Here is a 26397-nt window from a genome sequence, read left to right on the forward strand (position 1 = left end):
TCCATGTCTACTATGTGGATCAATCTGACAAACGAAACTACATCACAGAAACCACTACAGAAGTACACCACGTTAAACCAAGTGGCACTGTCACCATTGAGAACAATAATTCTGAAACAGGCACATTTGATGCAGTTATTCGTAATGTTGTTGCACCAAATGGCTTGAAGGAAGTCTTGATTCCAACCTGGTCAGACAAGAACTGGCAAGATGATCTAGTATGGCACAAAGCAGTCCGTCAAAGTGACGGCAGCTACCGTGCAACGATTAAGGCAAGCGATCATAAAAATGAGGATGGGAAGTACAATGTCCATGTCTACTATGTAGATCAAAATAACCAACGAAGCTATATTACAGAAACTACGACAGAAGTGCGTCAAGCCCGCCGCTCTGGCACGATCCTAATCCAAAACAACAACAAGGATGCGGGTACCTTTGACGTCATCATCAAGGATGTCTACAATCCTAAAGGTGTGCGGACCGTTCAAGTCCCAACTTGGTCTGATAAGGATGGCCAAGATGATATTCGTTGGTATGAAGCGACTCGCCAATCAAATGGAGACTACAAGGTATCCATCAAAGCGAGCGATCACAAGAACTCTACTGGTAAGTACCATATTCACCTTTACTATATCCAAAATGATGGTTCTCGTGTAGGTGTTGGTACCACGACTACAGAAGTGGAGTTCCGAAATGCCATGACTAAGACGCAAGCTTCTATTAAGAACGTCAATTCTGGTGCTGGAACCTATACGGTAACGGTGGATCAAGCGCCTCAAGGTCGTCGGATTAAGAACATCCGTGTCGCAGCCTGGTCTCAAGCACACCAAGAAAATCTTTTCTGGTATTCAACAGCACCTTCTGGTATGCATACAGAAGTGCAGGTCTCTGCAGTAAATCACCAGTACCAATCAGGCAACTATACCACTCACGTCTATGTGGATTATGTCGATGGTGGCGTTGAAGGCTTTAACCTTGGTCAAACAGCCCTTCATCCCCGTGCGACAGTAGATCAAACTGCTTTTAGTCCTCGTGTAACGAATGGACAACGGGACCGTGTCTTACGGGCAGCAGCTAGTCTAGTGGGCGTTCGTGGCGGCACTGCAGCTCACCAACAATTGGTCAATGATTATAACAGTGTCAAACCACTTCCGGTTGGTTATGCAGTGAAGACGACCGATGACTGGTGTGATATCTTTGTCACAACAGTCTTCCAGCGGGAAGGTTTGAGCGGTTTGATTGGCCGTGAATGTGGAGTCGAACGTCACATCCAGATTTTCAAACGCTTGGGTATTTGGAATGAGGATGGTACCACTACACCAAAAGCAGGGGACATCATCACCTTTAACTGGGATCAAAATAGCCAACAAAACAATGGCTTTGCGGATCACATCGGAATTGTTGAGAGCGTCTCAAATGGAATCATTCATACCATTGAAGGAAACTCCAACAACCAAGTCCGTCGCAATACCTACCGAATCGGACATGGCAATATTCGTGGATTTGCAACCCCACGCTATCAATAATAAAAAGGGAGTGGGAAAGAACTCTGACTAGTTAAAAAGAGTTCGTCTTCCCACCCCCGCACAGTTGATTAGGTCATCTTTGGAGCTTAAAAAGCGAACAAAGATGCCAATCAACCACTGCGTCATACAGTTATTTCTATCAAATATAAAAAGGCTGAACAGTTTTTGTCCAGCCTCTTTTTGTGGCTTCTTTTTTGAATGCAGATAAGTTTTTAAAATAAAATGAGAGATTCTGTCAATTGTTTTAAATGATTTTTATCTTTTGAATTATTCGATAATGACTGGAGACTTTACGCAGTGAGAAAAGTGCTTGAAATATTAGAATTTCAAGCACTCGGGAGTTTTGAGACCTTGGGCTCAAAACTAAGTCATGGAACTTCTTTGAAGTTCGCTGACGTCCGTACTCACTTAAGGAAAGTCTCTAAGAATACTATTTCGGTTCTTTTCTTATTTTTTCAACCCTTCTTCGAAACTCTTGGAAGGGGCCTCGACTTGTATGGTTTCAAGGGTTAATGGATTGGTGAAGGTCAAGCGGTGAGCATGGAGCATGAGTCGCTCTCCGCGTGCAGGGTTATAGAGAGGGTCCCCGACAATCGGGTGCCCATGATGGGAGAGATGCACCCGGATCTGATGGGTACGCCCCGTTTTGAGCTGGCATTTGACCAGGCTGTTTCGTCCGATTTTTTTCAGTTGCGTCACCTGAGTTTCTGCGTACTGCCCCTTGCGTGGATCGACCAGGCGCTTGCGCCGATCATGGCGATCGCGTCCGATTTTATCCTTGTAGACGATGGTTTTTTGTGCTAAGCTGCCTTGGATCAAGGCCCAGTACTCGCGTTGGATGTTTTTATCTTCCAAAATACGGTTGAGAATGGGCAGGATAAAAGGATTTTTGGCAAATAAAATCGCTCCGCTGGTTTCCTTATCTAACCGGTGCACGACGTAGCAGGTAGATCCAACATAGCTGGAAACATGGTTGAGAAGAGCAATTTCTGTCGGCTCATTGGCATGGGTTTTCATACCTTCAGGCTTATTGACGATGATGACATGCTCATCCTGATAGAGTTCTTCGACCAGACTCGGGTCTCCGGCTGGGAGCTCTTTTTCAGGGTAATCGTCCGCGTCAAAGATCAGCTGGATCTGGTCTCCTTTTTGAACGGGGCTCTGCCAGTTGATGGTCTCGCCATTGACCAAGACGTGCTTCTTGGTTCGTAAAAAATGCCGGATCTTACGGGGAATGAGGAAGTAGTCCTCAAGCAACTCTTTCACAGTCATCTGGGGAAAGGATTGTGGAATGGTAAATTGATAGTTCATGACCCTATTGTAGCAAAATCTAAGCTTAAAGAAAACTAAATGGGAGAAAGGGATGAGCTATCTTTTCTTGCTAGGACAAGGATAAGGTGTTACAATAACAGGTATGAATAGAATAAAAGAATTATTTGAAAACCTGATCACTTTTTTTAGAAAGGATCATCCGCCCAAAGCGGTGGCAGAAGAAGTGCCAGACACGGAACTACCGGAAGAGACAGTAGAGCCGACCTATAGTCGCTCAGGCAAGCACAGAAGCAAGCCTCTCTCTCAGCATCCCTTCCGTCGTTTTTGGCGCAGATTCCATTTGACCAAGATTCTCCTGATCATTGGGCTAGGCTTTAGCCTCTTGACAGGGGGCTATCTCTTCTATCTTGCTAAGACGACCAACGTCAAAGATTTGCAGAACGCACTCAAGGCGACCACTATTATCTATGATAAGAATGGGGACCAAGCGGGAAGTTTGACCGGGCAAAAAGGAACCTATGTCGAACTCGATGCTATCAGTGAGAATCTGCAAAATGCCGTGGTCGCAACAGAGGACCGGAGCTTTTACAAGAATAGCGGGATCAACTATGGTCGCTTCTTCTTAGCGATTTTGACCCTGGGTCGCTCAGGTGGTGGGTCGACCATTACCCAGCAGCTAGCCAAGAATGCTTACCTGTCTCAGGACCAGACGGTGGAACGCAAGGCCAAGGAATTCTTCCTAGCGCTTGAAATCAATAAGAAATACAGTAAAAAAGAGATCCTCACCATGTACCTCAACAATGCCTATTTTGGAAATGGGGTTTGGGGTATTGAGGATGCTTCCAAGAAGTATTTTGGGGTTTCAGCCAGTCAATTAAGCCTGGATCAGTCTGCGGTTCTCGCAGGTATGCTCAAGGGACCGGAAATCTATAACCCGCTCTATTCAGTAGAGAATGCGACCAATCGTCGCAATACGGTCCTCCAAAATATGGTGGCGGCTGGCTATATTGACCAGAAAACAGCTGATCAGTCGGCTGCTGTGGATATCCATGGCCAGCTGGTCGATGCCTATGAAGGCAAGTCAGAGGACTATCGCTATCCATCCTATTTTGATGCGGTGATCAATGAGGCGGTCAATGAATACGGCCTGACCGAAGAAGATATTGTCAAAAATGGCTACCGGATCTACACTGAGCTGGATCAAAATTACCAAGCAAGCATGCAGGTGATCTATGACAATACAGCTCTCTTCCCAGTAGCGGAAGACGGCACGCGCGCGGAATCTGGTAGTGTCGCCCTCGATCCTAAGACCGGAGGGGTTCGGGCTCTCGTAGGGCGTGTCGGAAGCGATCAAAATCCAGGTTTTCGTACCTACAACTACGCCACCCAGGCTGCCCGTAGTCCAGGATCAACCATCAAACCGTTAGTCGTCTATAGCCCAGCTGTTGCTGAAGGTTGGTCGACCAATAAGGAATTGGACAATAGTACCACCCAATATGGAAACTATGAGGTCAATAACTATGCGGGAATCCAGTCTAGCCCAACGGTACCGATGTACCAGGCCTTGGCAGAGTCCCTTAACCTTCCAGCCGTAGCGACCGCTAATGATTTGGGTCTCGATACGGTCTTTGAATACGGGAAAAAATTCGGACTCAACATGGATAAGGTAGACAAGTCGCTTGCCGTTGCCTTGGGAGCTGGTGTGACAACTAATCCGATGCAGATGGCTCAGGCTTATGGAACCTTTGCCAATGGAGGGGTCATGAATGATGCCCACCTCATTACCAAGATCGAAAATGCTAGTGGCCAAGTGGTCAAGAGCCACAGCCAGAAATCAACCCGAGTGCTTAGTGGTTCAACGACAGATAAGATGACCAATATGATGCTTGGTACCTTTAGTAATGGTACAGGGGTGAACGCTGCGCCTTATGGTTATACCATGGCAGGGAAAACCGGTACGACAGAGACCAGCTTTAACAAGGACCTCTCTGGAGACCAGTGGGTGATCGGCTACACGCCAGATGTGGTCATCAGTCAGTGGCTTGGTTTCCCAACGACCGATGAAAATCACTACCTGACGGACAGTAGTGCTGGAACGGCATCCGAGATCTTCCGCAATGTTGCCAACAGTGTCCTGCCTTATACAGACGGTACCCAGTTTGACTCAGTGAAGAACTCTTATGCTGAAAACGGCATTGCACCAGTCGGTGAAGAAACGACAGAAACAGATAGCAAAGAAGACAAAGGTTTCTTTGAGGATGTCAAAGAAAAGGCGTCGAATATGGTCGATAATGCGAAGAAAGCAATCGACGAGGCCGATATCCCAGGAAAAGCGAAAAACGCTTGGGATACCTTCAAAGGCTGGCTTGGTTTCTAATCAAAAAAACGATTCAGAAATTCTTCTGAATCGTTTTTTATTTAAAGTTCACTATCTGACAAGCTAAAGGTATCGCCGTGTTGGAGATCCCCGTACTGGTAGCCTCGTTTGAACCAGCGCATGCGTTGCTCTGAAGTTCCGTGGGTAAAGCTATCTGGTACCGAGTAGCCGTAGGCTTGCTCTTGGAGAGTGTCATCCCCGACTGCATGGGCTGCATTCATGGCTTCTTCGATATCGCCGATATCTAGAAGGTTTCGGTCTTGAATGGAGCGGGCCCAGACACCGGCTAGATAATCAGCTTGTAGCTCAATGCGGACACTGATGGCATTTCGTTCCTTTTCAGAAAGACCTTGTTGCATCCGATGGTATTTACCAAGGATTCCCAGCTCATTTTGCACGTGGTGGCCGACTTCGTGAGCGATCACGTAGGCCATGGCGAAGTCCCCGCTAGCCTTGTATTTGGTTGTTAATTCCTTGTAGAAGCTCATATCCAAATAAATCTTTTTGTCGGTTGGACAGTAGAAGGGACCAGCCGATGCTTGCCCAACTCCACAGCCTGTCTTTGTCCGTCCGGTATAGAAGACTAGTTTGGGCTCCTGGTAGGTCCGTCCTTCGGCTTGAAAGACCTTGTGCCAATGATCTTCTGTTGTGGCAAGGACCTTGCTGACGAACTCAGCATCTGCATCGTCGACATGGGTCTTGTTGGTGCGCGTGATCTGGCTAGACTGGTAAGAATGAGAAGTCTCGTTTCCAAAGAGTCCACCAAGACTAGCGCCACCACCTCCTAGAAGAACCAGAAGAAGGATGAGGACGATCTTACTCTTGAAGCTTCCGGGCGATAGTAAGATCTGTAAAATGCCCCCGCCAAGGTTACTGTTTCCTGAAGATTGGGAGTAGCTTTGCCCTCGACGGTCTTCGATATTTCTACTTTCTTTTAGGTTATCACTTTTCATATTCGTCTCCTTTTGTTTTATTTTACCAAAAATGAGGAAAAAACCAGAGTGATAACGCTTTAGATTTGCTTTTTTCTTGACAGGAGATTTTCTGTTCTTGTCAAAACGTGGAAAACTTGCTATAATGGGGTGAACGGAGGCGTTATGGCATTAAAAAAAGCAAGTCTAGCGTGTACGGTTTGTGGGTCACGCAATTACTCCATTAAGTTGAGTGGGACGCCAAAACCAACACGTCTAGAAGTCAATAAATTCTGCAAACATTGCAGTAAGTATACCATCCATAAAGAAACACGATAGGAGAGAGTTGTGAAATTCATTAAAGATATTTTCGTCTTACTAAAAGATACAACTTGGCCAAATCGCAAGGAAAGATGGAAAAACTTTATCTCAGTGATTGAGTACACCGCTTTCTTTGTTGCATTGATTTATTTGTTCGACAAAGTCATTGCACGTGGCCTATTGCACATGATCAATTTCTTTTAAGAAAAGAAGCCATGAGGCTGGGCAACAACTGTCCAGCCTTTGATTTTTGATAGGAATAACTGCAAGACGCAGTGGTTGATTGGCATCTTTGTTCGCTTTTTAAGCTTCAAAGATGGCCTAATCAACTGTGCGGGGGTGGGAAAACGAACTCTTTTTAACAAGTCAGAGTTCTTTCCCACTCCCACTTTTTGTAGTCTTTTCTAAAAAATAAATCAGCAAACCTCTTTGCATTCCTGCAAAATGTGGTATAATGAAGCTAGGAAAAGGAAAGCCAAGAGGCTTTTTTTAGTATGTTCACAAAAGCTCGAGCAGGCTAAACAGAAAGAAAGGATGCCCAAATGGACAGTTTTGATAAAGGCTGGTTTGTACTACAAACCTACTCAGGATATGAAAACAAGGTAAAAGAGAATCTTTTGCAACGTGCGCAAACTTACAATATGTTAGAAAACATCTTGCGTGTAGAGATTCCAACTCAAACCGTACAAGTTGAGAAAAACGGTAAAACCAAAGAAATCGAAGAAAACCGCTTCCCAGGTTATGTCTTGGTAGAAATGGTCATGACAGATGAAGCGTGGTTTGTCGTTCGGAATACACCGAACGTTACTGGTTTCGTTGGATCCCACGGGAACCGTTCAAAACCAACTCCATTGTTGGAAGAAGAAATCCGCAGCATCTTGCTCTCTATGGGTCAAACCGTTCAAGAGTTTGATTTGGATGTCAAGGTGGGCGACACAGTTCGCATCATCGACGGTGCCTTCACAGACTATACTGGTAAGATCACTGAAATTGATAACAACAAGGTAAAAATGGTCATTTCTATGTTCGGTAACGATACGGTTGCAGAAGTGAACCTGAACCAAATTGCTGAATTGTAAGAAAAATAGAACCCTCCAAGAAAAACTTGGAGGGTTCTTTGTATGGATCGTTATTGATTTTTATCCAGGCCAGTGATCTTTTTTAACTGCTTGGTTTCTGCAGTAGACGTAACATTGAAGATCTTATTGCCTTGTGTAGAGAAGCTAGATTCATCTCCGTTGCTATCTTTATAGACATAGCTGGTCCCATTTTCTGAACGCATAATGGCATAGGGTTTTCCGAGACGTTCGAGGGCCGTTTTTGGTGTATCGGATTTGGAAATACTGCCAGTAGACTGGTGGTTGGCATCGCCCCCTCTTAGTCGGAAGGTGATATCTGTTAACACATTATTGCGGAAGAAAGCCATGATATCGCCATTGTCTGTTGCCCAAACATTGACCCCATCGCCAGGATTCGCACTGTCTGTGCTACTTACGGGTTGACCAAAGGCTGCAACTACGTCATCGTAACTGCTTCTTTCTTTTGGCCCACCAACCTCTTGTCCATCTTCGGTTCTTAATACAAAACCGGTGGTAGGGTGGAGGTTTTTGAGCTTTTCGATCTCAGGAATGGATGCAGCTCCCGGCACATATTGAAGAGATGCACCATCATCTGGATCCATACTGAAGCGATCTGAAAAATCATCTGAGCTATTACTTTCAGAAGACGTGCTTGTCTCTTTACTCGATGATGTTTTGCTTGAAGATGATTGGACCGACTTTTTGGAACTAGAAGCTGTTTTTGCTGGTTGCGCAGAATTGGCGGGTGAGCAAGCGGCTAGTGTCACTAGTGAAAGAAGGCCGATCGTAAGGTAACGAATGTTTTTCATAAATACCCTTTCTAATGTGCTTCGCCGATCAGGCGAGGTTTTATTATATCAATAATCAAGGAAAGGAGCAAATGGCAACAAAAAAACCCCCTATTGCTAGGGGAATTTTTAAAAGATAAAAGATGATAAAAAATTTTATTATCAAGGCGGTAGACGGATTTGAACCGACGATCAAGCTTTTGCAGAGCCGTGCCTTACCACTTGGCTATACCGCCATAACATATAATATTGTAACCTAAAAATAAAGATAGGTCAAGAAAAACTTTTTACGTCAAACAACTTTAGAAAACCATTTCATCGTAGGGATTGAAAAAATCTCTCAAATAGCTTGCGAATTCTAGGGATTTCTGCTATACTTATAGAGTTGTCTAAGACAGCAAATACTCATCTCGGATCCATTGTGGCACCGTTGCCCTTGTGGTCGTGCTGCAAGTTGACGTCTGAGAGAGGAGAAAAAAACAAAAAAGGAGAAACTACTCATGGCAGTAATTTCAATGAAACAACTTCTTGAGGCTGGTGTACACTTCGGTCACCAAACTCGTCGCTGGAACCCTAAGATGGCTAAGTACATCTTTACAGAACGTAACGGAATCCACGTGATCGACTTGCAACAAACTGTAAAATATGCAGACCAAGCATACGACTTCATGCGTGATGCAGCTGCAAACGATGCAGTTATCTTGTTCGTAGGTACTAAGAAACAAGCTGCTGATGCTGTTGCAGAAGAAGCTGTTCGTGCAGGTCAATACTTCATCAACCACCGTTGGTTGGGTGGAACTCTTACTAACTGGGGAACAATCCAAAAACGTATCGCTCGTTTGAAAGAAATCAAACGCATGGAAGAAGATGGAACTTTTGAAGTTCTTCCTAAGAAAGAAGTTGCATTGTTGAACAAACAACGCGCTCGTCTTGAAAAATTCTTGGGCGGTATCGAAGACATGCCTCGTATCCCAGACGTAATGTACGTTGTGGATCCACATAAAGAACAAATCGCTGTTAAAGAAGCTAAGAAATTGGGTATCCCAGTTGTAGCGATGGTCGACACAAACACTGACCCAGATGATATCGATGTTATCATCCCAGCGAACGATGACGCTATCCGCGCTGTTAAATTGATCACTGCGAAAATGGCTGACGCTGTTATCGAAGGACGTCAAGGTGAAGACAGTGTTGCTACAGTAGAAGCTGAATTGGCAGCTACTGAAGGTCAAGCTGATTCAATCGAAGAAATCGTTGAAGTTGTAGAAGGCGACAACGCTTAATTTCATTCAATAAGTAACGAACCTAAGAGGGCAGGGCTCAGCCCGACCCTCTTATTTTATTAAAAAATATAGGAGAACAAAAATGGCAGAAATTACAGCTAAGCTTGTAAAAGAATTGCGTGAAAAATCTGGTGCCGGTGTTATGGACGCTAAAAAGGCATTGGTTGAAGTTGAAGGTGATATCGAAAAAGCGATCGAATTGCTTCGCGAAAAAGGTATGGCTAAAGCAGCTAAGAAAGCTGACCGTGTTGCCGCTGAAGGTTTGACTGGTGTTTATGTCAATGGTAACGTTGCAGCAGTAGTTGAAGTAAACGCTGAAACTGACTTCGTTGCGAAAAACGCTCAATTCGTTGAATTGGTAAACGCAACAGCGAAAGTGATCGCTGAAGGTAAACCAGCTAACAACGAAGAAGCTCTTGCTTTGACAATGCCTTCAGGTGAAACTCTTGAAGCTGCATACGTATCTGCAACAGCTACAATCGGTGAAAAAATTTCATTCCGTCGTTTTGCCTTGCTTGAAAAAACAGATGCACAACACTTCGGTGCTTACCAACATAATGGTGGACGTATCGGTGTTATCTCTGTAATCGAAGGTGGAGACGAAGCACTTGCTAAACAAATCTCAATGCACATCGCTGCAATGAAACCAACTGTTCTTTCATACAAAGAATTGGATGAACAATTCGTGAAAGATGAATTGGCACAATTGAACCACGTCATCGACCAAGATAACGAAAGCCGTGCAATGGTTGGTAAACCAGCTCTTCCACACTTGAAATTTGGTTCTAAAGCTCAATTGACTGACGAAGTAGTTGCTCAAGCTGAAGAAGATATCAAAGCTGAATTGGCAGCTGAAGGTAAACCAGAAAAAATCTGGGATAAAATCATCCCAGGTAAAATGGATCGCTTCTTCTTGGACAACACAAAAGTTGACCAAGCCTACACTCTTCTTGCACAAGTCTACATCATGGATGACAGCAAGACAGTTGAAGCTTACCTTGAATCAGTAAATGCTTCAGTTATCGAATTCGTTCGTTTTGAAGTTGGTGAAGGTATTGAAAAAGCTTCAAATGACTTTGAAGCAGAAGTTGCAGCTACAATGGCAGCAGCTCTTAACAACTAAGAATAAACAAAAAGAGGTTTCGAAGGAAACCTCTTTTTTGTGTGGAAAATATCTTATATCATTGTTTAAGCTGTTTTAAAATATTAACAAAGTTTGTTTTCAAAAAATAACAGACGTTACCGAAGATTCATCGATATACTTTCTGAAACTTTCCGCCGTGAGAAAAGTGCTTGAAACAATGAAGTTTCAAGCACTCGGGAGTTTTGAAACTTTAGGTTCAAAACTAAGTCATGGAACTTCATAGAAGTTCGCTGACGTCCGTACTCACCTAAGGAAAGATTCAGAGAAGATATTATGTGAACTGATATCATGGGCTCATTCATTTGCTTAATGTGCGAAGGTATCGATTCCTAGAAGCAGGGACAGGGTTCCCATGATGAGGCCAGCTAGAATCACTCCGAGCATGACTGCGAGGCTACTGCGTTTGAAGTCCCAGTCAAGGATAGAAGCTGCAAGGGCACCGGTCCAGGCACCAGTTCCCGGAAGAGGAATTCCCACAAAGAGCAATAAGGCCCAGAAGATTCCCTTGTCTCCTGCAGCTTTTTCTAATTTCTGTCCGCCTCTATGGCCCTTATTGAGACACCAGCTAAAAAAGCCTCCGATGATCGGTTTTTTTGCCCCCCAAGTAAGAATATGGCGGGCGAAAAAGAAGATCAGAGGGACAGGGAGAAGATTTCCGATCACTCCGATCAGGAGCGCTGTCCATAAGGGAATACCATTTGCAATGGCAAAAGGGATGGCCCCGCGCAATTCAACAAGGGGCACCATGGAGATCAGGAAGGTAAAGATATATTTCATTAGTCAAGCCTTTCGATTAGTCTTCTTCATTCTATCGTATCTTTTCTCAATTGACAACTATGATCTTTTTTAATCTTTTATCTTGACTTTCTGGTGGAGGAAGCATATAATAAAGACATAGTTAATTAGAATCATTATAAAAAGGAGAAATGACATGACAACTATGAAACATGAAGCAGCTACTGATGTAGCAACTTTTGCACCTTCAAATAAAGAAACTCTTCCAGAAACAAAAGCTCTCTTGAACCAAGTCGTAGCAGATCTCTACGTGGCTCACATTGCCCTTCACCAAGTACACTGGTATATGCGTGGACGTGGCTTTATGGTTTGGCATCCAAAAATGGACGAATACATGGACAGCTTGGATGCAACCTTAGATGAAGTGAGCGAACGCTTGATCACTCTTGGTGGTGCGCCATATTCTAGCATGACTGAATTTTTGGAACACAGCAATATTGAAGAACGCCGTGGAACATTTACAAAAAATGTAGAAGAAAGCTTGACACGTGTTCTTGAAATCTTCCATTACCTTGATGGCCTTTACCAAAAAGCTTTGGATGTTACCGATGCTGAAGGCGACGATGTAACCAACGATATCTTTGTTGGGGCTAAAGCAGAACTTGAAAAGAACATTTGGATGGTGGCTGCTGAACTTGGTCAAGAACCAGGATTATAAGATCATAAAAAATAGAAGCCGTTGGCTTCTATTTCAGACTGAAGACAAAGTCTTCTTAGAAACTTTCCTTAGGTGAGTACGGACGTCAGCGAACTTCTACGAAGTTCCATGACTAATTATTGAGCCTAAGGTCTCAATAATTCCGAGTGCCTGAAACTGAATAGTTTCAGGCACTTTTCTCACAGCGGAAAGTTTCAGTAGATGATTGAATAATTCTAACGAATAAATTTTTTTATATTATAGAATTTATAAGATTTGTAAAAAAGAACAGTTTGTCTATGCTCTCAATAGGAGCCGTTGGCTTCTATTTTTTGCCTCGTAGGGGATTTCCACTAATTAAAGGAATTCTTAATCTAACTATAGTTGGAGCGAAATCGAGGCCTATCGCTCCTATTTTTTTGGTATAGTTAATATGTGATTTTCTGTAAGTGTTCGCAGACAGAAGAAAGCGCTTACAAATTTAATTGTTAATCCTAAGAGGAGGTTTTTATGGGAAAGTCTTTTTTTGAAAAGCGTCCTGTTTTTAGTATTCGTAAGCTCTCAGTTGGAGCTTGTTCTGTTGTGATTGGGATTTCTGCCTTGGGTCTTTCAAGGGTCCATGCGGAAGAAAAGCCAGCCCTCGAAAGTGAACCGACTTCGATTGAGACACCAAGTGTTGTGACGGAAAACTCAGAAGCGGAAGTTCCTGGAGCTGGTGCAAGGGTTTCAGAAGCTCCAGCTGTCATCACCCCTACCAGAGTTGAGGAAAAGCCAGCGCATCAAGGCGAAGGCCAGCCCGTTTCAGCTTCATCTGAGCGTGCTACAGGAACGGAAGAAACAGCTGCTCCAGACCAAAATCGTGTAGCGGAGGATATTGTGCAAGATCGAGAACGTGATTTTAATAAAGATTGGTATTTTAAATTAAATGCAGCTCCTGGTGCAGAAGGGCGTCAAGTGGATGTCAAGGATTGGAAAAAATTAGATCTTCCTCATGACTGGTCTATTTTCTTTGATTTCGATCACAACTCTCCTGCTCAAAATGAAGGGGGGCAATTAAACGGAGGGGATGCTTGGTATCGTAAGACCTTCCGTTTGGACGACAAAGATCTAGATAAGAAGGTCCGCTTGGAATTTGGCGGGGTTTATATGGATTCTAAAGTCTATGTAAACGGACAATTCGTTGGTCATTATCCAAATGGCTACAATGCCTTTTCTTATGATATTACTCCTTATTTGAATGCGGATGGAAGCGAGAACACCATCGCCGTTCATGTGGTCAATCAACAACCAAGTAGCCGTTGGTATTCTGGTAGTGGGATTTACCGGGATGTTAAGCTGAGTGTAACGGACAAGGTTCATTTAGCGCAGTATGGGACTACGATTACGACCCCTCAGTTGGAAAAACAGCAAAATGGGGCAGTGGATACAGTGGTGAAGAGCCGCATTGTCAACCAAGATGATCAAGCTCATAGTATTTATGCGGAATATGAAATTGTCGATCAAAATGGCCAAGTGGTGAGCGAAAAAACGCGCAGTGAAGCACAAGCTGTTCTAGCAGGTCAAGAGATCAACCTATCTCAAACCCTCCATGTTGAAAAACCAACCCTCTGGGATGTGAAAACGGATCATCCAGCTCTCTATACCTTGTATACGCGGGTTTATCGGGATTCGCAGTTAGTAGATGTTCAAAAGGAACGCTTTGGTTATCGCTATCTCAACTGGACGCCAGAAGGTGGCTTCTTCCTCAATGGGGTGGCGACGAAATTCCACGGGGTATCTCTTCACCATGACCACGGGGCTCTTGGAGCTGAGGAAAATTACAAGGCTGAATACCGTCGTCTCAAACAGATGAAGGACATGGGAGTCAATGCGATTCGGACGACCCACAACCCAGCGAGTGAACAAACCTTAAAAATTGCTGCTGAGTTGGGCTTGATGGTTCAAGAAGAAGCCTTTGATACCTGGTATGGTGGCAAGAAACAATACGATTACGGTCGTTTCTTTGAAAAGGATGCCACTCACCCAGAAGCTCGTAAGGGGGATACTTGGTCAGATTACGATCTACGGACCATGGTAGAGCGGGGCAAGAACAATCCTTCTATTGTGATGTGGTCAATTGGTAACGAAGTCGGTGAAGCAGATGGTTCAGACAAATCTGTCGCAACCGTTCGTCGTCTGGTCAAGACTATCAAGGAAGTGGATGCAACCCGCTATGTCACTATGGGAGCTGATAAATTCCGCTTTGGCGATGGTTCAGGAGGCCATGAAAAAGTAGCAGCAGAGCTTGATGCGGTTGGATTTAACTATTCAGAGGCCAACTATGAAAGTCTACGAGCTAAACATCCAAACTGGCTCATTTATGGTTCTGAAACCTCTTCTGCAACGCGGACACGGGGTTCTTACTACCACCCTGAAAGAGAATGGGTCGGAAGCAACCAAGAAGATCGCCACTATGAACAATCAGACTACGGCAATGACCGGGTTGGTTGGGGTCGGACAGCGACCGCCTCTTGGACCTTTGACCGCGATCATGCCGGCTATGCAGGTCAATTTATCTGGACAGGTACCGACTATATCGGTGAGCCAACACCATGGCACAACCAAAATGACACACCTGTGAAAAGTTCTTATTTTGGTATTGTCGATACTGCTGGCCTTCCAAAGAATGATTTTTACCTTTACCAAAGTCAATGGGTATCGGCCGAGAAACATCCAATGGTCCATCTCTTGCCACATTGGAACTGGGAAAATCCAGAATTAGCCAATCGTGTCATGGATGAAGAAGGACGGATCCCTGTTCGGACCTTCTCCAATGCCCACAGTGTGGAATTGATTGTCAATGGGGAATCACAAGGAGTGAAGACTTTTACCAAGAAGACCACAGCTGATGGCCGGACCTACCAAGAAGGGGCAAATCCAGATGAACTCTATCTAGAGTGGTTGGTCCCTTATGTACCAGGTAAAGTGGAAGCTATTGCGCGCAACGAAGCGGGTGAAGTGATCGCGAAAGATCAAGTCGAAACAGCCGGCAAGCCTGCGGGTGTCCGTTTGTTGAAAGAAGAACACGCGATTGCGGCAGACGGCAAGGATTTGACCTATATTACCTATGAAATCGTCGATGAAGCAGGTCGTGTGGTCCCAACTGCCAATAATTTGGTGCATTTCCATTTGCATGGACAAGGCCAAATTGTCGGTGTCGATAATGGGGAACAAGCCAGCCGTGAACGCTACAAAGCGCAGGAAGATGGCTCATGGCAACGCAAAGCCTTCAACGGCAAAGGGGTTGTGATTGTCAAATCAACTGAGCAGGCGGGTGCCTTTACTCTGTATGCAGACTCAGATCGCTTGCAATCAGACCAAGTCAGCCTCTTTACAGGTAAGAAGGACCAAGCAGAACGCACTGTATTAGGTGTGGAACCTGTTCGACAAAGTGCTTATCTAGGAGAAAAACCAACCTTGCCAAGTAAGGTCAATGTGGTCTATAGTGATGGCAAGGCCCAAGAAGAAGCCGTTGAATGGGATGCGGCAGACTATAGCCGTGCTGGCCAAGTCCGTGTGACAGGTCATGTTCAAGGACGCACGGTCGAAGCTCTGGTCGATGTGATCGGCGTGGAACAAGTCCTTCCGGTCATCAAACAAATCCCACAGGGAGCAGATCTAGCGACAGTGGATAAGGCTGTGCAATTAGTCTTCACCGATGGGACCACTGCTCACTATGAGGTCGATCAATGGACCTTGGAAGCTGGTCAAGAAGATCAGTTGTCCACACCAGGAGCTCGCTTGAAAGCGACAGGACTCCTAGGCAATGGGGAAACCGTCCAAGCGACACTAGTGGTTGCAGGAGGAGATGTAGCCAAGGCTAAGAAACCAACGGTTCAGTTAGATGGAGTAGCTCTTCCAAAATTTGGTAGTGGCAACCATACTATTTTCCGTTCCCTCGCTTATGGTCAAGAACCAGGTCAAGTCACAGCAAGTGCAGAAAATGCTCAAGTGACGGTCCTACAAGCTAATCGCGAAAATGGTTTTAAAGCCCAAATCTTTGTGACTGCTAAGGATACGGGAGCTGTACAGACCTATGTGGTCCAATTCCAAGAAGAAAGTCCACAGATCGAGCGTTTGGAATTGCGTCTGCTAGAAGGACAGGAACTCAAGGAAGACCAAACGGTACCACTTGAAGTCATTGCCCATTACCAAGATGGTAGCCAGGCAAGTCTCAAAGCAGATCAAATCGATGTGAAAACAAGAGCTGGTAGCCAAGGAAAAGCCGTCGCAACCAATAAAGGTTTGGAATTGCGAGAAGCAGGATTGGTTCATTTACAAGCTAACTTCCAAGGACAAACAGGGGAATTAACCTTTACCATCACGCCAAATCCAGAAGAAAAGACAGTTGTCAAGGTGCGTTCTGTACGGATCAGCACCGATCGAAACGTTTTGCCAGCTCTTCCAGAGACCGTCTTGGTCGAGTATGACAAGGGATTCCCGAAAGAAAAACGTGTGACCTGGGATGCCGTGACAGCAGATCAAGTCAAGGATTACCATAGCTTTACAGTCACAGGTCATGTAGAGGGTGTGGAAAAAGAAGCCCAAGCTCAAGTGACGGTTGAAGGCATTATCGCTGTAGAAGAAGTCAGCACCACCACTCCAGTCGGAGAAAAACCAGCTCTTCCAGAAAGCGTGCGGACCTATCACTCTAATGGTAAGACCTATACTGCTAAGGTGGCCTGGGATGCGGTCGATCCGCAACTCTTGGCCAAAGAAGGAGAAGTTGTCATAGCCGGTCGTGTAGAAGGAACGGATCTTCCAACGCGTCTTCATATTCGTGTTTCCGCAATCACAGTCAAGGGGGCCAATGTAGCAGAGCAATGGACAGGATCAGTCTTGCCACTCGCTTTTGCAAGTGACTCTAACGATGCGGATCCAGTTGCTAAGGTCAATGATAAGGTCATCTCCTTTACCGATGCTCCAGCTAACCGTTGGACCAACTGGGGCCGTGACAATGCGGAAGATTCTGTTGGTATCTTGTTTGGGGATTCTGGTATCTTGACCAAGCGAGCAGTGGACAACCTCCATGTTGGTTTCCATGAAGACCACGGCGTTGGGGCTCCAAGTGAGTATGTGATTGAGTACTATACAGGGGAACAAATCCCAACTGTTCCAAGCAATCCAAATCGCGTCAAAGACGAAACAGACCATCCATTTAACAATCCAGCCAACTGGAAAGAAGTCAGCAACCTAACCGTTGAAGAACCGGTAGCAGCTGGCAAGATGAATCATTTCAGTTTTGATAAAGTCGACACCTATGCTGTTCGTATTCGCATGAAGACACCAGAAGGCAAACGTGGAAGCTCTATTTCAGAGATTCAGATCTTTGCCAATAAGGTTGCGGCAGAAGAGAAGAGCCAGTTGACCATTCGCGTCAATGGCGATGTATTGCCAGGTGTCAACCCAAGTGTGACCGATTACTACATCGATGCGCGTGATCGGGCTTATCCACAAGTGGAAGCGACAGCTAGCCATCACGGTCTTGCAACGGTTGTGCCAAGTGTCCATGAAGGGGAGCCAATCCGTGTCATCCATAAAGCGGAAGATGGTACCATCTTACAAGAATACCGCCTCCATCTCACAAGCGATGCAGAAAAACTGAAACAAGCTACCCCAGTAGCAGTGGAAGCAGGTAGCCGTTTTGTGAAAGTTGGTCAAGATCTGGTTCTACCATCTACCGTAGGCGTTTACTTCCAAGGGGATACAGGCTATGAACGCAAGGAACTTACAGTGGACTGGAAGCCTCTACCAGCTGATGCGCTTTCTCACGAAGGTAGCTTCACGCTGGAAGGAAAAGTCATTGGCTATGATCTGACAGCTCAGCTGACCGTCCGGGTGTCAGAAAAGACAGGAGAAAACCTCTCTGTGAACCGTGACTACAATGCAGAAGATACCAGGGCATTTGCTAGTGAAACCAATGATCTCGATCCAAATCAAATCGACTATATCGATTACATCAATGATGGTGGCTACAACGAGTACTACCGTTGGACCAACTGGAAGAGAGAGCCGGATCAAACCGAAGCCTTTGCTGGTCTCATCTTCAAGAAAAATGGCCAGGTAACAGAGCGATTGGTCAATAAAGTAGCGGTCGACTTCTTTGCAGATCAGGAAACAGGTCTGCCAACGAAAACGGTTCTTGAACGCTACATTGGTCCAGACTTTGATGTTCCGGATGATTATGGCAATCTGAAGAATCTTCCAGATCATCCATTTAACCAGGCCTCTAACTGGGAAGAAATCCCGTATAGCTTGGATTATGCCTTTGAACCTGGTTATATCTCTAACCTCAGCTTCAACGAAACCAGAACGAAAGCCATCCGTTTAAGAATGGTCCGTGATGAAAATCTAAAAGGAATTGGAATCGTTGAAATGAGCGCCTATGCCCCAACAGAAGAGGCTCAGGCAACAACTGATGTCACCATCCAAGTGAATGGCAAAGACCTAGAAGGCTTTAAACCAGATGTGACAGATTATCATCTAGAGTATGAGGGAGACCGTCCAATCGTTTCAGCACAAGGCAAGAATGGAACAGCCGTTACGGTCGTGGATGCTAAAAGTGCCAATGCCCCTGTTCTTGTCAAGGTTGTCTCAGAAGATGGCAAGCTCGAAAAAGTATATCAACTTTCTCTCTCCGCAAAAGCACCTACAGGCTCAGCCATTCCTGAAGAAGGGGTTAAGAATCTGGTTCATACCAAACCAGAGTTGGTGATTGAGCCAGAAGAGATGGACTTTGAACGCTTAGAACGTCCAAATGTGGATCTTCCAAAAGGTGAGAAACGTGTGGTTCAAGAAGGTCAAAAAGGCCGCAAATTGCGCTTGGTGGAAGTTTCTCAAGAAAATGGTGTGGAAAGCCGGAAGGGACTGGATGCCTTTGTAGAGCTAGATCCAGTGGCAGAAATCACAGAGGTGGGCACGAAAGAAGTACTTCCAGACACTCCGCAACCAGAGCCACAACCAGAGCCACAGCCAGAACCTCAGCCACAACCACAACCACAACCGCTTCCGAACCCAGAACATCCTCATGCCTCAGAAAGACCAGTAGCTACCCCAACTCCTCAAGCATCTCTTGAGGTCAAAGCAGTGCGTCAGGAAGGGACAGATGCAGCAGGGAAGGAAGTCGAGAAAACAGCTCAAACACCAGCAGTTTCAGCAACTTCAGTTTCCGAAGGTAGATTACCAAATACAGGAACGGAAGAAAGCGTCGCAAGCCTCGTTGCTGGAATCCTAGCGGCAGGCCTTGCCAGTGCTGTGCTGGACGATCAGAAAAAAAGAGCCAAAAAGGCCAAGTAAAACAGCTAGAGAAACTAGCAAAAAACGGTGAAAAGTTCACAGGTAAAAAGAAGGAGGATGGGGAAGCCCCACCCTCTTTACCTGGTGACATAAAGGAATAGAATATGGGAAAAAGATTAGTTGATCAGAGAAATCGATTTGGCATTCGTAAACTCTCAGTAGGTGTCTGCTCGGTAGTTGTAGCGACTTGTTTTTTAGGAGCTACTACCAGTTACGCAGAGGAACAAGCTGAGAATAGTGAACCACGTGAAGAACGGGTTGAAACGAGCAATGCAGGAGATCAAGGAAAGGAGGAGAAAACTGTGAACGAGCACCAAGAAGAATCAGAACAGTCCTCACCAGCTATTAGTGAGAAAGAAAATCGCGCAGTTAGCCAAGGGACAGAAGCAAGCCAACCAGCCCCTTCTCTAGATGAGGAGCCTGAGATTGCGGATTATGGACCACTTCCAAGCAAGGCTCAGATGCAATACCACCGCGAAGAACTAGCAGCTTTCATCCACTTTGGGATGAATACTTACTACGATCGTGAGTGGGGAGATGGGCAAGAAGACCCTTATTATTTCTATCCAGAGCATCTAGATACCGATCAGTGGATCAAAACACTCAAGGATGCTGGCTTCAAACGAACCATCATGGTCGTCAAGCACCACGATGGCTTCCTTTTGTACCCATCCAAATACACCGACCATACCATTGCTAAAAGCGGTTGGAAGGAAGGGAAAGGCGATATCCTAGCCGAGGTTTCTGCTTCTGCCAGCAAGTATGACATGGATATGGGGGTCTACCTCTCGCCTTGGGATGCTCACAGCCCACTCTACCATGTGGATACAGAGGACCAATACAACGAATACTATCTCAACCAGCTCAAAGAAATCCTTGAAGATCCAAAATATGGAAACAAGGGCAAGTTCGTAGAAGTCTGGATGGATGGAGCGCGGGGCGATGGGGCTCAAAAAGTCACTTATACCTTCGATAAGTGGTTTGATGCCATTCGTAAGGCCCAAGGGGACATTGCCATTTTCTCAGCTGAGCCGACCAATGTTCGTTGGATCGGAAATGAAAAGGGAATCGCTGGAGATCCAGTTTGGCATAAGGTCAATCCGGATAAGATTCGCAACAATCCATCGAATAGTTACCTCAATCACGGGGATCCGGAAGGGAAGCAATACTCAGTGGGAGAAGCGGATGTTTCTATTCGCTCCGGCTGGTTCTATCATGACAACCAAGAGCCTAAGTCCTTGCGCGAATTGATGGACATTTACTTCAAATCGGTCGGCCGTGGAACCCCGCTTTTACTCAATATTCCACCCAATCCAGACGGAAAATTTGCGGATGCCGATGTGGCCCGTTTGAAAGAATTCCGCCAGACCTTGGACCAACTCTACAGTGTGGACTATGCGGCAGGAGCTTTGGTCGAAGCTGACTCGACACGACGCAATGCTCATTATTCAGCCAGCCATTTGACAGATGGCGATGAAAAGACCAGTTGGGCACCTGCAGATGATGCAAAAACCGGCTCTTTTGTCCTCGATCTTGGAAAAGAGCAACACTTTGATGTAGTCGAGCTCAAGGAAACGATCGAGAAAGGCCAACGGATTTCTGGTTTCAACATTGATGTGGCTGTGAATGGTCAATGGGTTCCTTTTGGGGCTGGTTCAACCGTAGGATATCGCCGTTTGATCAAAGGGCAACCAGTTGATAGTCGCTATATCCGGGTGTCCATCACCGATGCCCAAGCTACTCCAATCTTGAACGGAGTCTCTGTCTATAAGACGCCAGCCAGCATTGAAGAAACCGATGGCTATCCGCTTGGTTTGACTTATCATTCTGACCGGACTGCTGAGCGGGCTAATGGCCAATGGAATGAAGAGGGAGAAGGCGTTCGAGGCACCTCTATGTGGACCAAGGAAAAGGGAGCTTCCGTGACCTATCAATTTGAAGGCACCAAGGCCTATGTCGTCGCAACTGTCGACCCTGGTCATGGGGAAATGGATGTCTATGTCGACGGCCAAAAACTAGCGACGGTCAATACCCAAAGCCCAAGCCGCAAACGCAGCCAAAAGGTCTATGAAACACCGGACTTGGCAGCAGGATCTCACACCTTGACCTTGGTCAATAGCAAGGGAGATGCGATCGCAACGGAAGGGATTTATGCCCTCAATAATCAAGAAAAGGGTCTCTTTGAGTTTGCTCAGCCAACCCTAGCTGTTAAGAAAGGCGACCCAGCGCAAGTCGTCGTCAAGAGAAAAGGTGGCTCTAAAGGAAGTGCCAGTCTCAAATTGATCACAGAACCAGGAACAGGAGTTCATGGCAAGGTCTACAAAGATACCAACGTCACCCTTGAGTTCGCAGATGGAGAGACGGAAAAAACAGTCCAAGTTCCAACCCTTGATTTTGCAGGAAAAGCGACTGACGTCTATGACTTTAAGGTCAAATTGCTCCATCCGGATCAAGGAAGTCTGGTCGGCTTTATTCCAGAACTGACAGTCCAAGTGATGAACGAGGACCAGCTCCCAGAAAATCGCAAAGAAGTAGATGACCAAGATCCAAAACTGCATTACAGTGAGGGTTGGCAGCACGAGACAGACAATCCAAACTTCTCAAATGGCACAGAATCTTGGTCTAGCTTTAACCAAGTGACCGATGAGGAAGGCAAGAAACACATTGAAGTGACCATTACCTTTAAGGGCACTGGTGTGGAGGTCCGAGGAGTGGTCGATCCAAGCCATGGTCTCTACAGCGTCACTCTGGATGGAAAAGAAATAGCCTTCGAAGAAGGGCGTGGTCATGATTATGAGATCGAAGGCGATCATTATTTCAGTGGTTACGGAGATCAACGCAAGCTCGACCAGAGTTTGGTCAATCTACAAGGTCTAGCAAAAGGCTACCACCAGCTACGCTTGCATCTGGATCCGTCTCTCAATGACCCTCAATCATCCAGAGCCATCCAGGTAGACCGATTTATCCTATCAGGGAAAGATAGTCAGTTGCTCAGTCAAGAAGAGCTGCAACAGATCATCAGAGAAGGAGTAGAAAAGATCAAGGCTGCTTCTCTCGATCGCTTGAAAGCAGACCTCAAACCAACGGTTCAAGGACAATTGACGGCCTTGACTCAGTTGTTGGATCAAGAGCGGCCAGATTTGGTTGCTGCAGCTAATCAAGTCGAAGCCCTTGAAACCATCTTAGAAGATACTCACAATTATGAACCGCTGACGCAGACACGACCAGAAGAAGGTGTCCGGGATTTGATTCTTGAAAAACCAGAACTTCTCATCGAAGCGGAGGAGATTCCATTTGAGAGTCAAACACGTGAGAACAAGGACTTGGCTAAGGACGAGAGCCGGATCCTTCAAGCAGGGAAGGTCGGACGCCGGCTGAAATTAATCGAGGTTCGACAAGAAGAAGGCAAAGAAATTCGGACAGAAGTCGATGCCTTTGTCGAAGTGGAGGCCCAGGACCAGATCACAGAAGTCGGAACGAAGGAAGCGGAAGAAAGTCCGTTGATAGCTGATATGCCGACTCCAACCACTCCTGTAACTCCAAGTAAGGTGCAACCAGAAGTTGCGACTCTTTCTCAAGCTGAAGAGAAAAAAGAAAAAGAAAGACCAGTTCTCTTTCAACCGAAAATCCCAGAAGCAGTTTCTGTTTCGACTTCAGACCATCCGGAAAAAGAAGTGGTTGAAAGTCCTTCTCTACAATCGGAAGGAAAACTACCTCAAACCGGTACAAAAGAAGGTGGTTTCTTTGCTTGGTTAGGCCTTCTTGGTCTAGGTTTCTTGGGCGGAGGCGCCAAATTCGCTCGTCGCAAAGAGTAGTTCATTCTTTGCATAAGAGGTTAGTTCTCGCTAGCCTCTTTTGCTTTGTATTCTTAAGAGATTCCTATTTCCATGGAGTCTTTACTTTATTTACAGCCGTAAAAATTGTATAATAGTCAAATAAGGTCAATGATGAGAAGGAACACTCCAAGGCCATTTTTTATGGGCCAAAGAGCAGAGCATCCATCTAGAAAAAAACAAGTCAGAAAGGAGCATCATGGCAAATAAGAACACATCTGATAGCATTGAAGCTTATATCAAGGCCTTGCTGGCTCAAGCTGGCATGGCAGAGCTCAAAAGAAGTGAGTTAGCCGATGTCTTTCAGGTCGTACCCAGTCAGATTAACTATGTTATCAAGACTCGCTTTACCGAGAGCCGAGGCTATATTGTAGAGAGCAAGCGCGGTGGTGGGGGCTATATCCGTATTGGCAAGGTCCAGTTTTCAGATCACCATCAGATGCTCCAAGACTTGGCAGCCAATATTGGAGAGACCATCAGCCAGCAGGTCTTCAATGATATCCTCCAGATGCTCTATGAAGAAAAATTATTGACACAACGTGAGACTCAGCTCTTGCTTGCGACGACCTCCGATGAGGTCCTAGGTCGAGATGCTCTCATCCTACGAGCAAGTATGCTGAAAAAAATCATTCAACAAGTAGATAGAAAAGGAAATACCGACTAGATGAACTATTCAACAGCACTGTTAGAAAGTATAGAAGCGGCCCAAATACTAGCAGGCCACTATCAGGGGCATACCTTAGATACTTGGCATCTCCTGACGGCTATGGCCAATAATCCCTATAGCGTGGCAGGTTCTGTACTGAACGATTATCCTATGCAGATCGATGAGTTTCAGGATGCAGCGGAGCATATTACAGGCCAAGCTTTTCAAAGCGACAATCGGTATGAAATCTTCCCATTTTCTTATCGGATGGAAGCCATTATGAAACACGCAAGAGAGATTGCCCAGGTCCTTCATGCCAAGACCTTGGGAACAGAGCATGTGCTCCTCTCTCTTCTAGCAGACCGTGGGACCTTGGCGAGCCAAGTCATGGAATTTGCCGGCTTTGCCTTTACAGAGCAAGACAAGGGAGTCCCTATTGCCTCCCTTCGCAAGAATTTAGAAGACAAGGCAGGCTGGGACAAGAATGATATCAAAGCCATCCGGAGTCTCTATCGGGCCCAAAATCCTAACCGCCAAACCATGGGAAATATGATGGGCATGCCCCCAAGCACCAGTGGAGGTCTTGAAGATTATACCCGTGATCTGACAGAAATGGCGCGTGCAGGCCAACTTGAGCCTGTGATTGGCCGGGATGCAGAGATTTCACGCATGATCCAAATCCTCAGCCGCAAGACGAAGAACAATCCTGTATTGGTGGGAGAAGCAGGGGTCGGAAAAACCGCCCTTGCCTTAGGTCTGGCTCAGCGTGTCGCTAGTGGCAATGTTCCAGCTGAAATCGCACAGATGCGTGTTCTTGAATTGGATCTCATGAATGTCGTTGCAGGGACGCGCTTCCGTGGGGACTTTGAAGAACGGATGAACAATATCATCCAGCACATCGAAGAAGACGGTCACGTGATTCTCTTTATCGATGAACTGCATACCATTATGGGGTCAGGATCCGGTATTGATTCGACCTTAGACGCAGCCAATATTCTAAAACCAGCCCTGGCACGGGGAACCTTGCGTACAGTTGGAGCAACAACCCAAGATGAGTACCAAAAGCATATCGAAAAAGATGCAGCCCTCTCTCGGCGTTTTGCGAAAGTCACCATTGAAGAGCCAAGTGTTGCAGATAGCATCCAAATTCTCCAAGGTTTGAAAGAAACCTACCAGGACCACCATCATGTGACCATTACCGATGAAGCGATCGAAACAGCTGTCAAATATGCCCACCGCTATTTGACCAGCCGTCAATTGCCAGATTCAGCTATTGATCTCTTGGATGAAGCGGCAGCTACTGTACAAAACCGCGATTCCAACGGTCACGTAAAAGAAGAGTTGACCGCCTTAGACCGGGCCTTGATGGACGGCAAGTGGAAGAAAGCAGCCCAGCTCTTAGAAGTAGAGGCCGCTCCCATTGTCTACAAAAAAGAAGTCACTGACCAAGATGTCTTGGTGACCTTGAGCCAATTATCTGGTATTCCAACTCAAAAACTGACCCAAACCGATGCCAAGAAGTACCTAAACTTAGAAGCAGAATTGCACAAGCGCGTGATTGGTCAAGACCAAGCCGTTTCGAGTATCAGTCGGGCTATTCGACGCAATCAATCAGGTATCCGTAGCAATAAACGTCCGATCGGTTCTTTCATGTTCTTAGGACCTACCGGTGTCGGAAAAACAGAGTTAGCCAAAGCTTTGGCGGAAGTTCTGTTTGATGATGAATCGGCCCTCATCCGTTTTGATATGAGTGAGTACATGGAAAAATTCGCGGCCAGTCGCCTCAACGGAGCTCCTCCAGGCTATGTGGGCTACGAAGAAGGAGGCGAGTTGACCGAGAAAGTCCGCAACAAACCATATTCAGTTCTCTTATTTGATGAGGTGGAAAAAGCCCATCCAGATATTTTCAATGTCCTTTTGCAAGTCTTGGATGACGGAGTCTTAACCGATAGCAAAGGCCGGAAGATCGACTTCTCCAATACCATTATCATCATGACCTCAAACCTGGGAGCAACAGCCCTTCGGGATGATAAGACAGTTGGCTTTGGTGCTAAAGATATCCGCTTTGACCAAGCCAATATGGAAAAACGCATGTTTGAAGAGTTGAAGAAGACCTATCGTCCAGAGTTTATCAACCGGATTGATGAAAAGGTAGTCTTCCATAGTCTCTCAAGCGAGGACATGCAGCAGGTGGTGAAAGTCATGGTCAAACCGCTCATTGCGACCTTGGCCGAACAAGGCATGACCCTCAAATTCCAGCCTTCAGCGCTCAAGTTGCTAGCAACCAAAGGCTACGATCCAGAAATGGGAGCTCGGCCACTCCGTCGTGTCTTGCAGACCGAAGTGGAAGATCAACTAGCAGAGCTATTGCTGAAAGGCCAAGCCCAAGAAGGGCAAACCATCAAGGTTGGAACGACAGCCGGAACGATCAAGTTCGAGATTGTCTAGGA

Annotated in this window: 16 protein-coding genes and 1 tRNA gene; 12 read left to right on the top strand and 5 right to left on the bottom strand. The window is 45.8% G+C overall.

From position 1 onward, the window contains the following. Positions 1 to 1526, top strand: a 1526-nt coding sequence (locus O3646_RS08080) for a GBS Bsp-like repeat-containing protein (protein WP_371610760.1), incomplete at its 5' end; no start/stop codon positions are given. A 447-nt stretch (positions 1527 to 1973) separates the two neighbouring features. Here O3646_RS08080 and O3646_RS08085 read toward each other — a convergent pair. Continuing rightward, positions 1974 to 2837, bottom strand: coding sequence for an RluA family pseudouridine synthase (locus O3646_RS08085; RefSeq protein WP_070661561.1), 864 nt, complete (start codon positions 2835 to 2837; stop codon positions 1974 to 1976). Between the two features lie 103 nt (positions 2838 to 2940). Here O3646_RS08085 and pbp2a point away from each other — a divergent pair, with 103 nt between their 5' ends. After that, complete coding sequence (pbp2a, locus tag O3646_RS08090; protein ID WP_371610761.1) at positions 2941 to 5175, top strand: penicillin-binding protein PBP2A; 2235 nt, start codon at positions 2941 to 2943, stop codon at positions 5173 to 5175. Positions 5176 to 5216: 41 nt separating this feature from the next. Here pbp2a and O3646_RS08095 read toward each other — a convergent pair whose 3' ends face one another. Next, the gene (locus tag O3646_RS08095; RefSeq protein WP_049492562.1) at positions 5217 to 6128 is read right to left on the bottom strand and encodes a neutral zinc metallopeptidase; all 912 of its coding nucleotides are present in this window, start codon (positions 6126 to 6128) and stop codon (positions 5217 to 5219) included. Positions 6129 to 6272: 144 nt separating this feature from the next. Between O3646_RS08095 and rpmG the strand changes: the two genes are divergently transcribed. From rpmG to nusG, 3 genes are all read left to right on the top strand, one after another. Beyond that, complete coding sequence (gene rpmG, locus O3646_RS08100) at positions 6273 to 6425, top strand: 50S ribosomal protein L33 (protein ID WP_003009043.1); 153 nt, start codon at positions 6273 to 6275, stop codon at positions 6423 to 6425. Positions 6426 to 6434: 9 nt separating this feature from the next. Then, positions 6435 to 6611, top strand: a complete 177-nt coding sequence (gene secE / locus O3646_RS08105; RefSeq protein ID WP_003002261.1) for a preprotein translocase subunit SecE — start codon at positions 6435 to 6437, stop codon at positions 6609 to 6611. A 338-nt stretch (positions 6612 to 6949) separates the two neighbouring features. After that, a complete protein-coding gene (gene nusG / locus O3646_RS08110) occupies positions 6950 to 7486 on the top strand; it encodes a transcription termination/antitermination protein NusG (RefSeq protein WP_003002077.1) in 537 nt (178 codons plus the stop codon). A 50-nt stretch (positions 7487 to 7536) separates the two neighbouring features. Here the strand turns inward: nusG and O3646_RS08115 are convergent, their stop codons facing one another. Together O3646_RS08115 and O3646_RS08120 are read right to left on the bottom strand one after the other, a co-directional pair. Further along, entirely contained in the window at positions 7537 to 8295 is a 759-nt protein-coding gene (locus O3646_RS08115) for a hypothetical protein (protein WP_371610762.1), read from the bottom strand. A gap of 144 nt (positions 8296 to 8439) precedes the next feature. Further along, a tRNA-Cys gene (locus O3646_RS08120) sits at positions 8440 to 8510 on the bottom strand. Positions 8511 to 8774: 264 nt separating this feature from the next. Here O3646_RS08120 and rpsB point away from each other — a divergent pair. After that, the gene (gene rpsB, locus O3646_RS08125; protein ID WP_003002189.1) at positions 8775 to 9557 is read left to right on the top strand and encodes a 30S ribosomal protein S2; all 783 of its coding nucleotides are present in this window, start codon (positions 8775 to 8777) and stop codon (positions 9555 to 9557) included. Between the two features lie 82 nt (positions 9558 to 9639). After that, positions 9640 to 10680 carry a translation elongation factor Ts gene (gene tsf, locus O3646_RS08130; RefSeq protein ID WP_003001949.1) on the top strand — a complete coding sequence of 347 codons (1041 nt, stop codon included), beginning with the start codon at positions 9640 to 9642 and terminating at the stop codon, positions 10678 to 10680. Between the two features lie 327 nt (positions 10681 to 11007). On the opposite strand, the gene O3646_RS08135 is transcribed toward tsf, so the two are convergent. Next, positions 11008 to 11478 carry a small multi-drug export protein gene (locus O3646_RS08135; RefSeq protein ID WP_003002130.1) on the bottom strand — a complete coding sequence of 157 codons (471 nt, stop codon included), beginning with the start codon at positions 11476 to 11478 and terminating at the stop codon, positions 11008 to 11010. Positions 11479 to 11632: 154 nt separating this feature from the next. Here O3646_RS08135 and O3646_RS08140 point away from each other — a divergent pair, with 154 nt between their 5' ends. The 5 genes from O3646_RS08140 to O3646_RS08160 all read left to right on the top strand — a co-directional run bounded on the left by O3646_RS08140 (position 11633) and on the right by O3646_RS08160 (position 26395). Further along, the gene (locus O3646_RS08140) at positions 11633 to 12154 is read left to right on the top strand and encodes a DNA starvation/stationary phase protection protein (protein WP_003001978.1); all 522 of its coding nucleotides are present in this window, start codon (positions 11633 to 11635) and stop codon (positions 12152 to 12154) included. Between the two features lie 489 nt (positions 12155 to 12643). Then, positions 12644 to 19468 (top strand): Ig-like domain-containing protein, encoded by a 6825-nt coding sequence (locus tag O3646_RS08145; RefSeq protein WP_371610763.1) that lies wholly within the window; start codon positions 12644 to 12646, stop codon positions 19466 to 19468. Positions 19469 to 19572: 104 nt separating this feature from the next. Then, positions 19573 to 23283 (top strand): alpha-L-fucosidase, encoded by a 3711-nt coding sequence (locus O3646_RS08150; protein WP_371610764.1) that lies wholly within the window; start codon positions 19573 to 19575, stop codon positions 23281 to 23283. A gap of 217 nt (positions 23284 to 23500) precedes the next feature. Beyond that, a complete protein-coding gene (locus tag O3646_RS08155; RefSeq protein WP_003009029.1) occupies positions 23501 to 23965 on the top strand; it encodes a CtsR family transcriptional regulator in 465 nt (154 codons plus the stop codon). Next, positions 23966 to 26395, top strand: coding sequence for an ATP-dependent Clp protease ATP-binding subunit (locus tag O3646_RS08160; protein WP_371610765.1), 2430 nt, complete (start codon positions 23966 to 23968; stop codon positions 26393 to 26395). The last annotated feature ends 2 nt before the right edge of the window (positions 26396 to 26397 follow it).

This window comes from Streptococcus sp. 27098_8_148, assembly GCF_041432105.1.
In the GTDB taxonomy this organism is placed as follows: domain Bacteria; phylum Bacillota; class Bacilli; order Lactobacillales; family Streptococcaceae; genus Streptococcus; species Streptococcus parasanguinis_AE.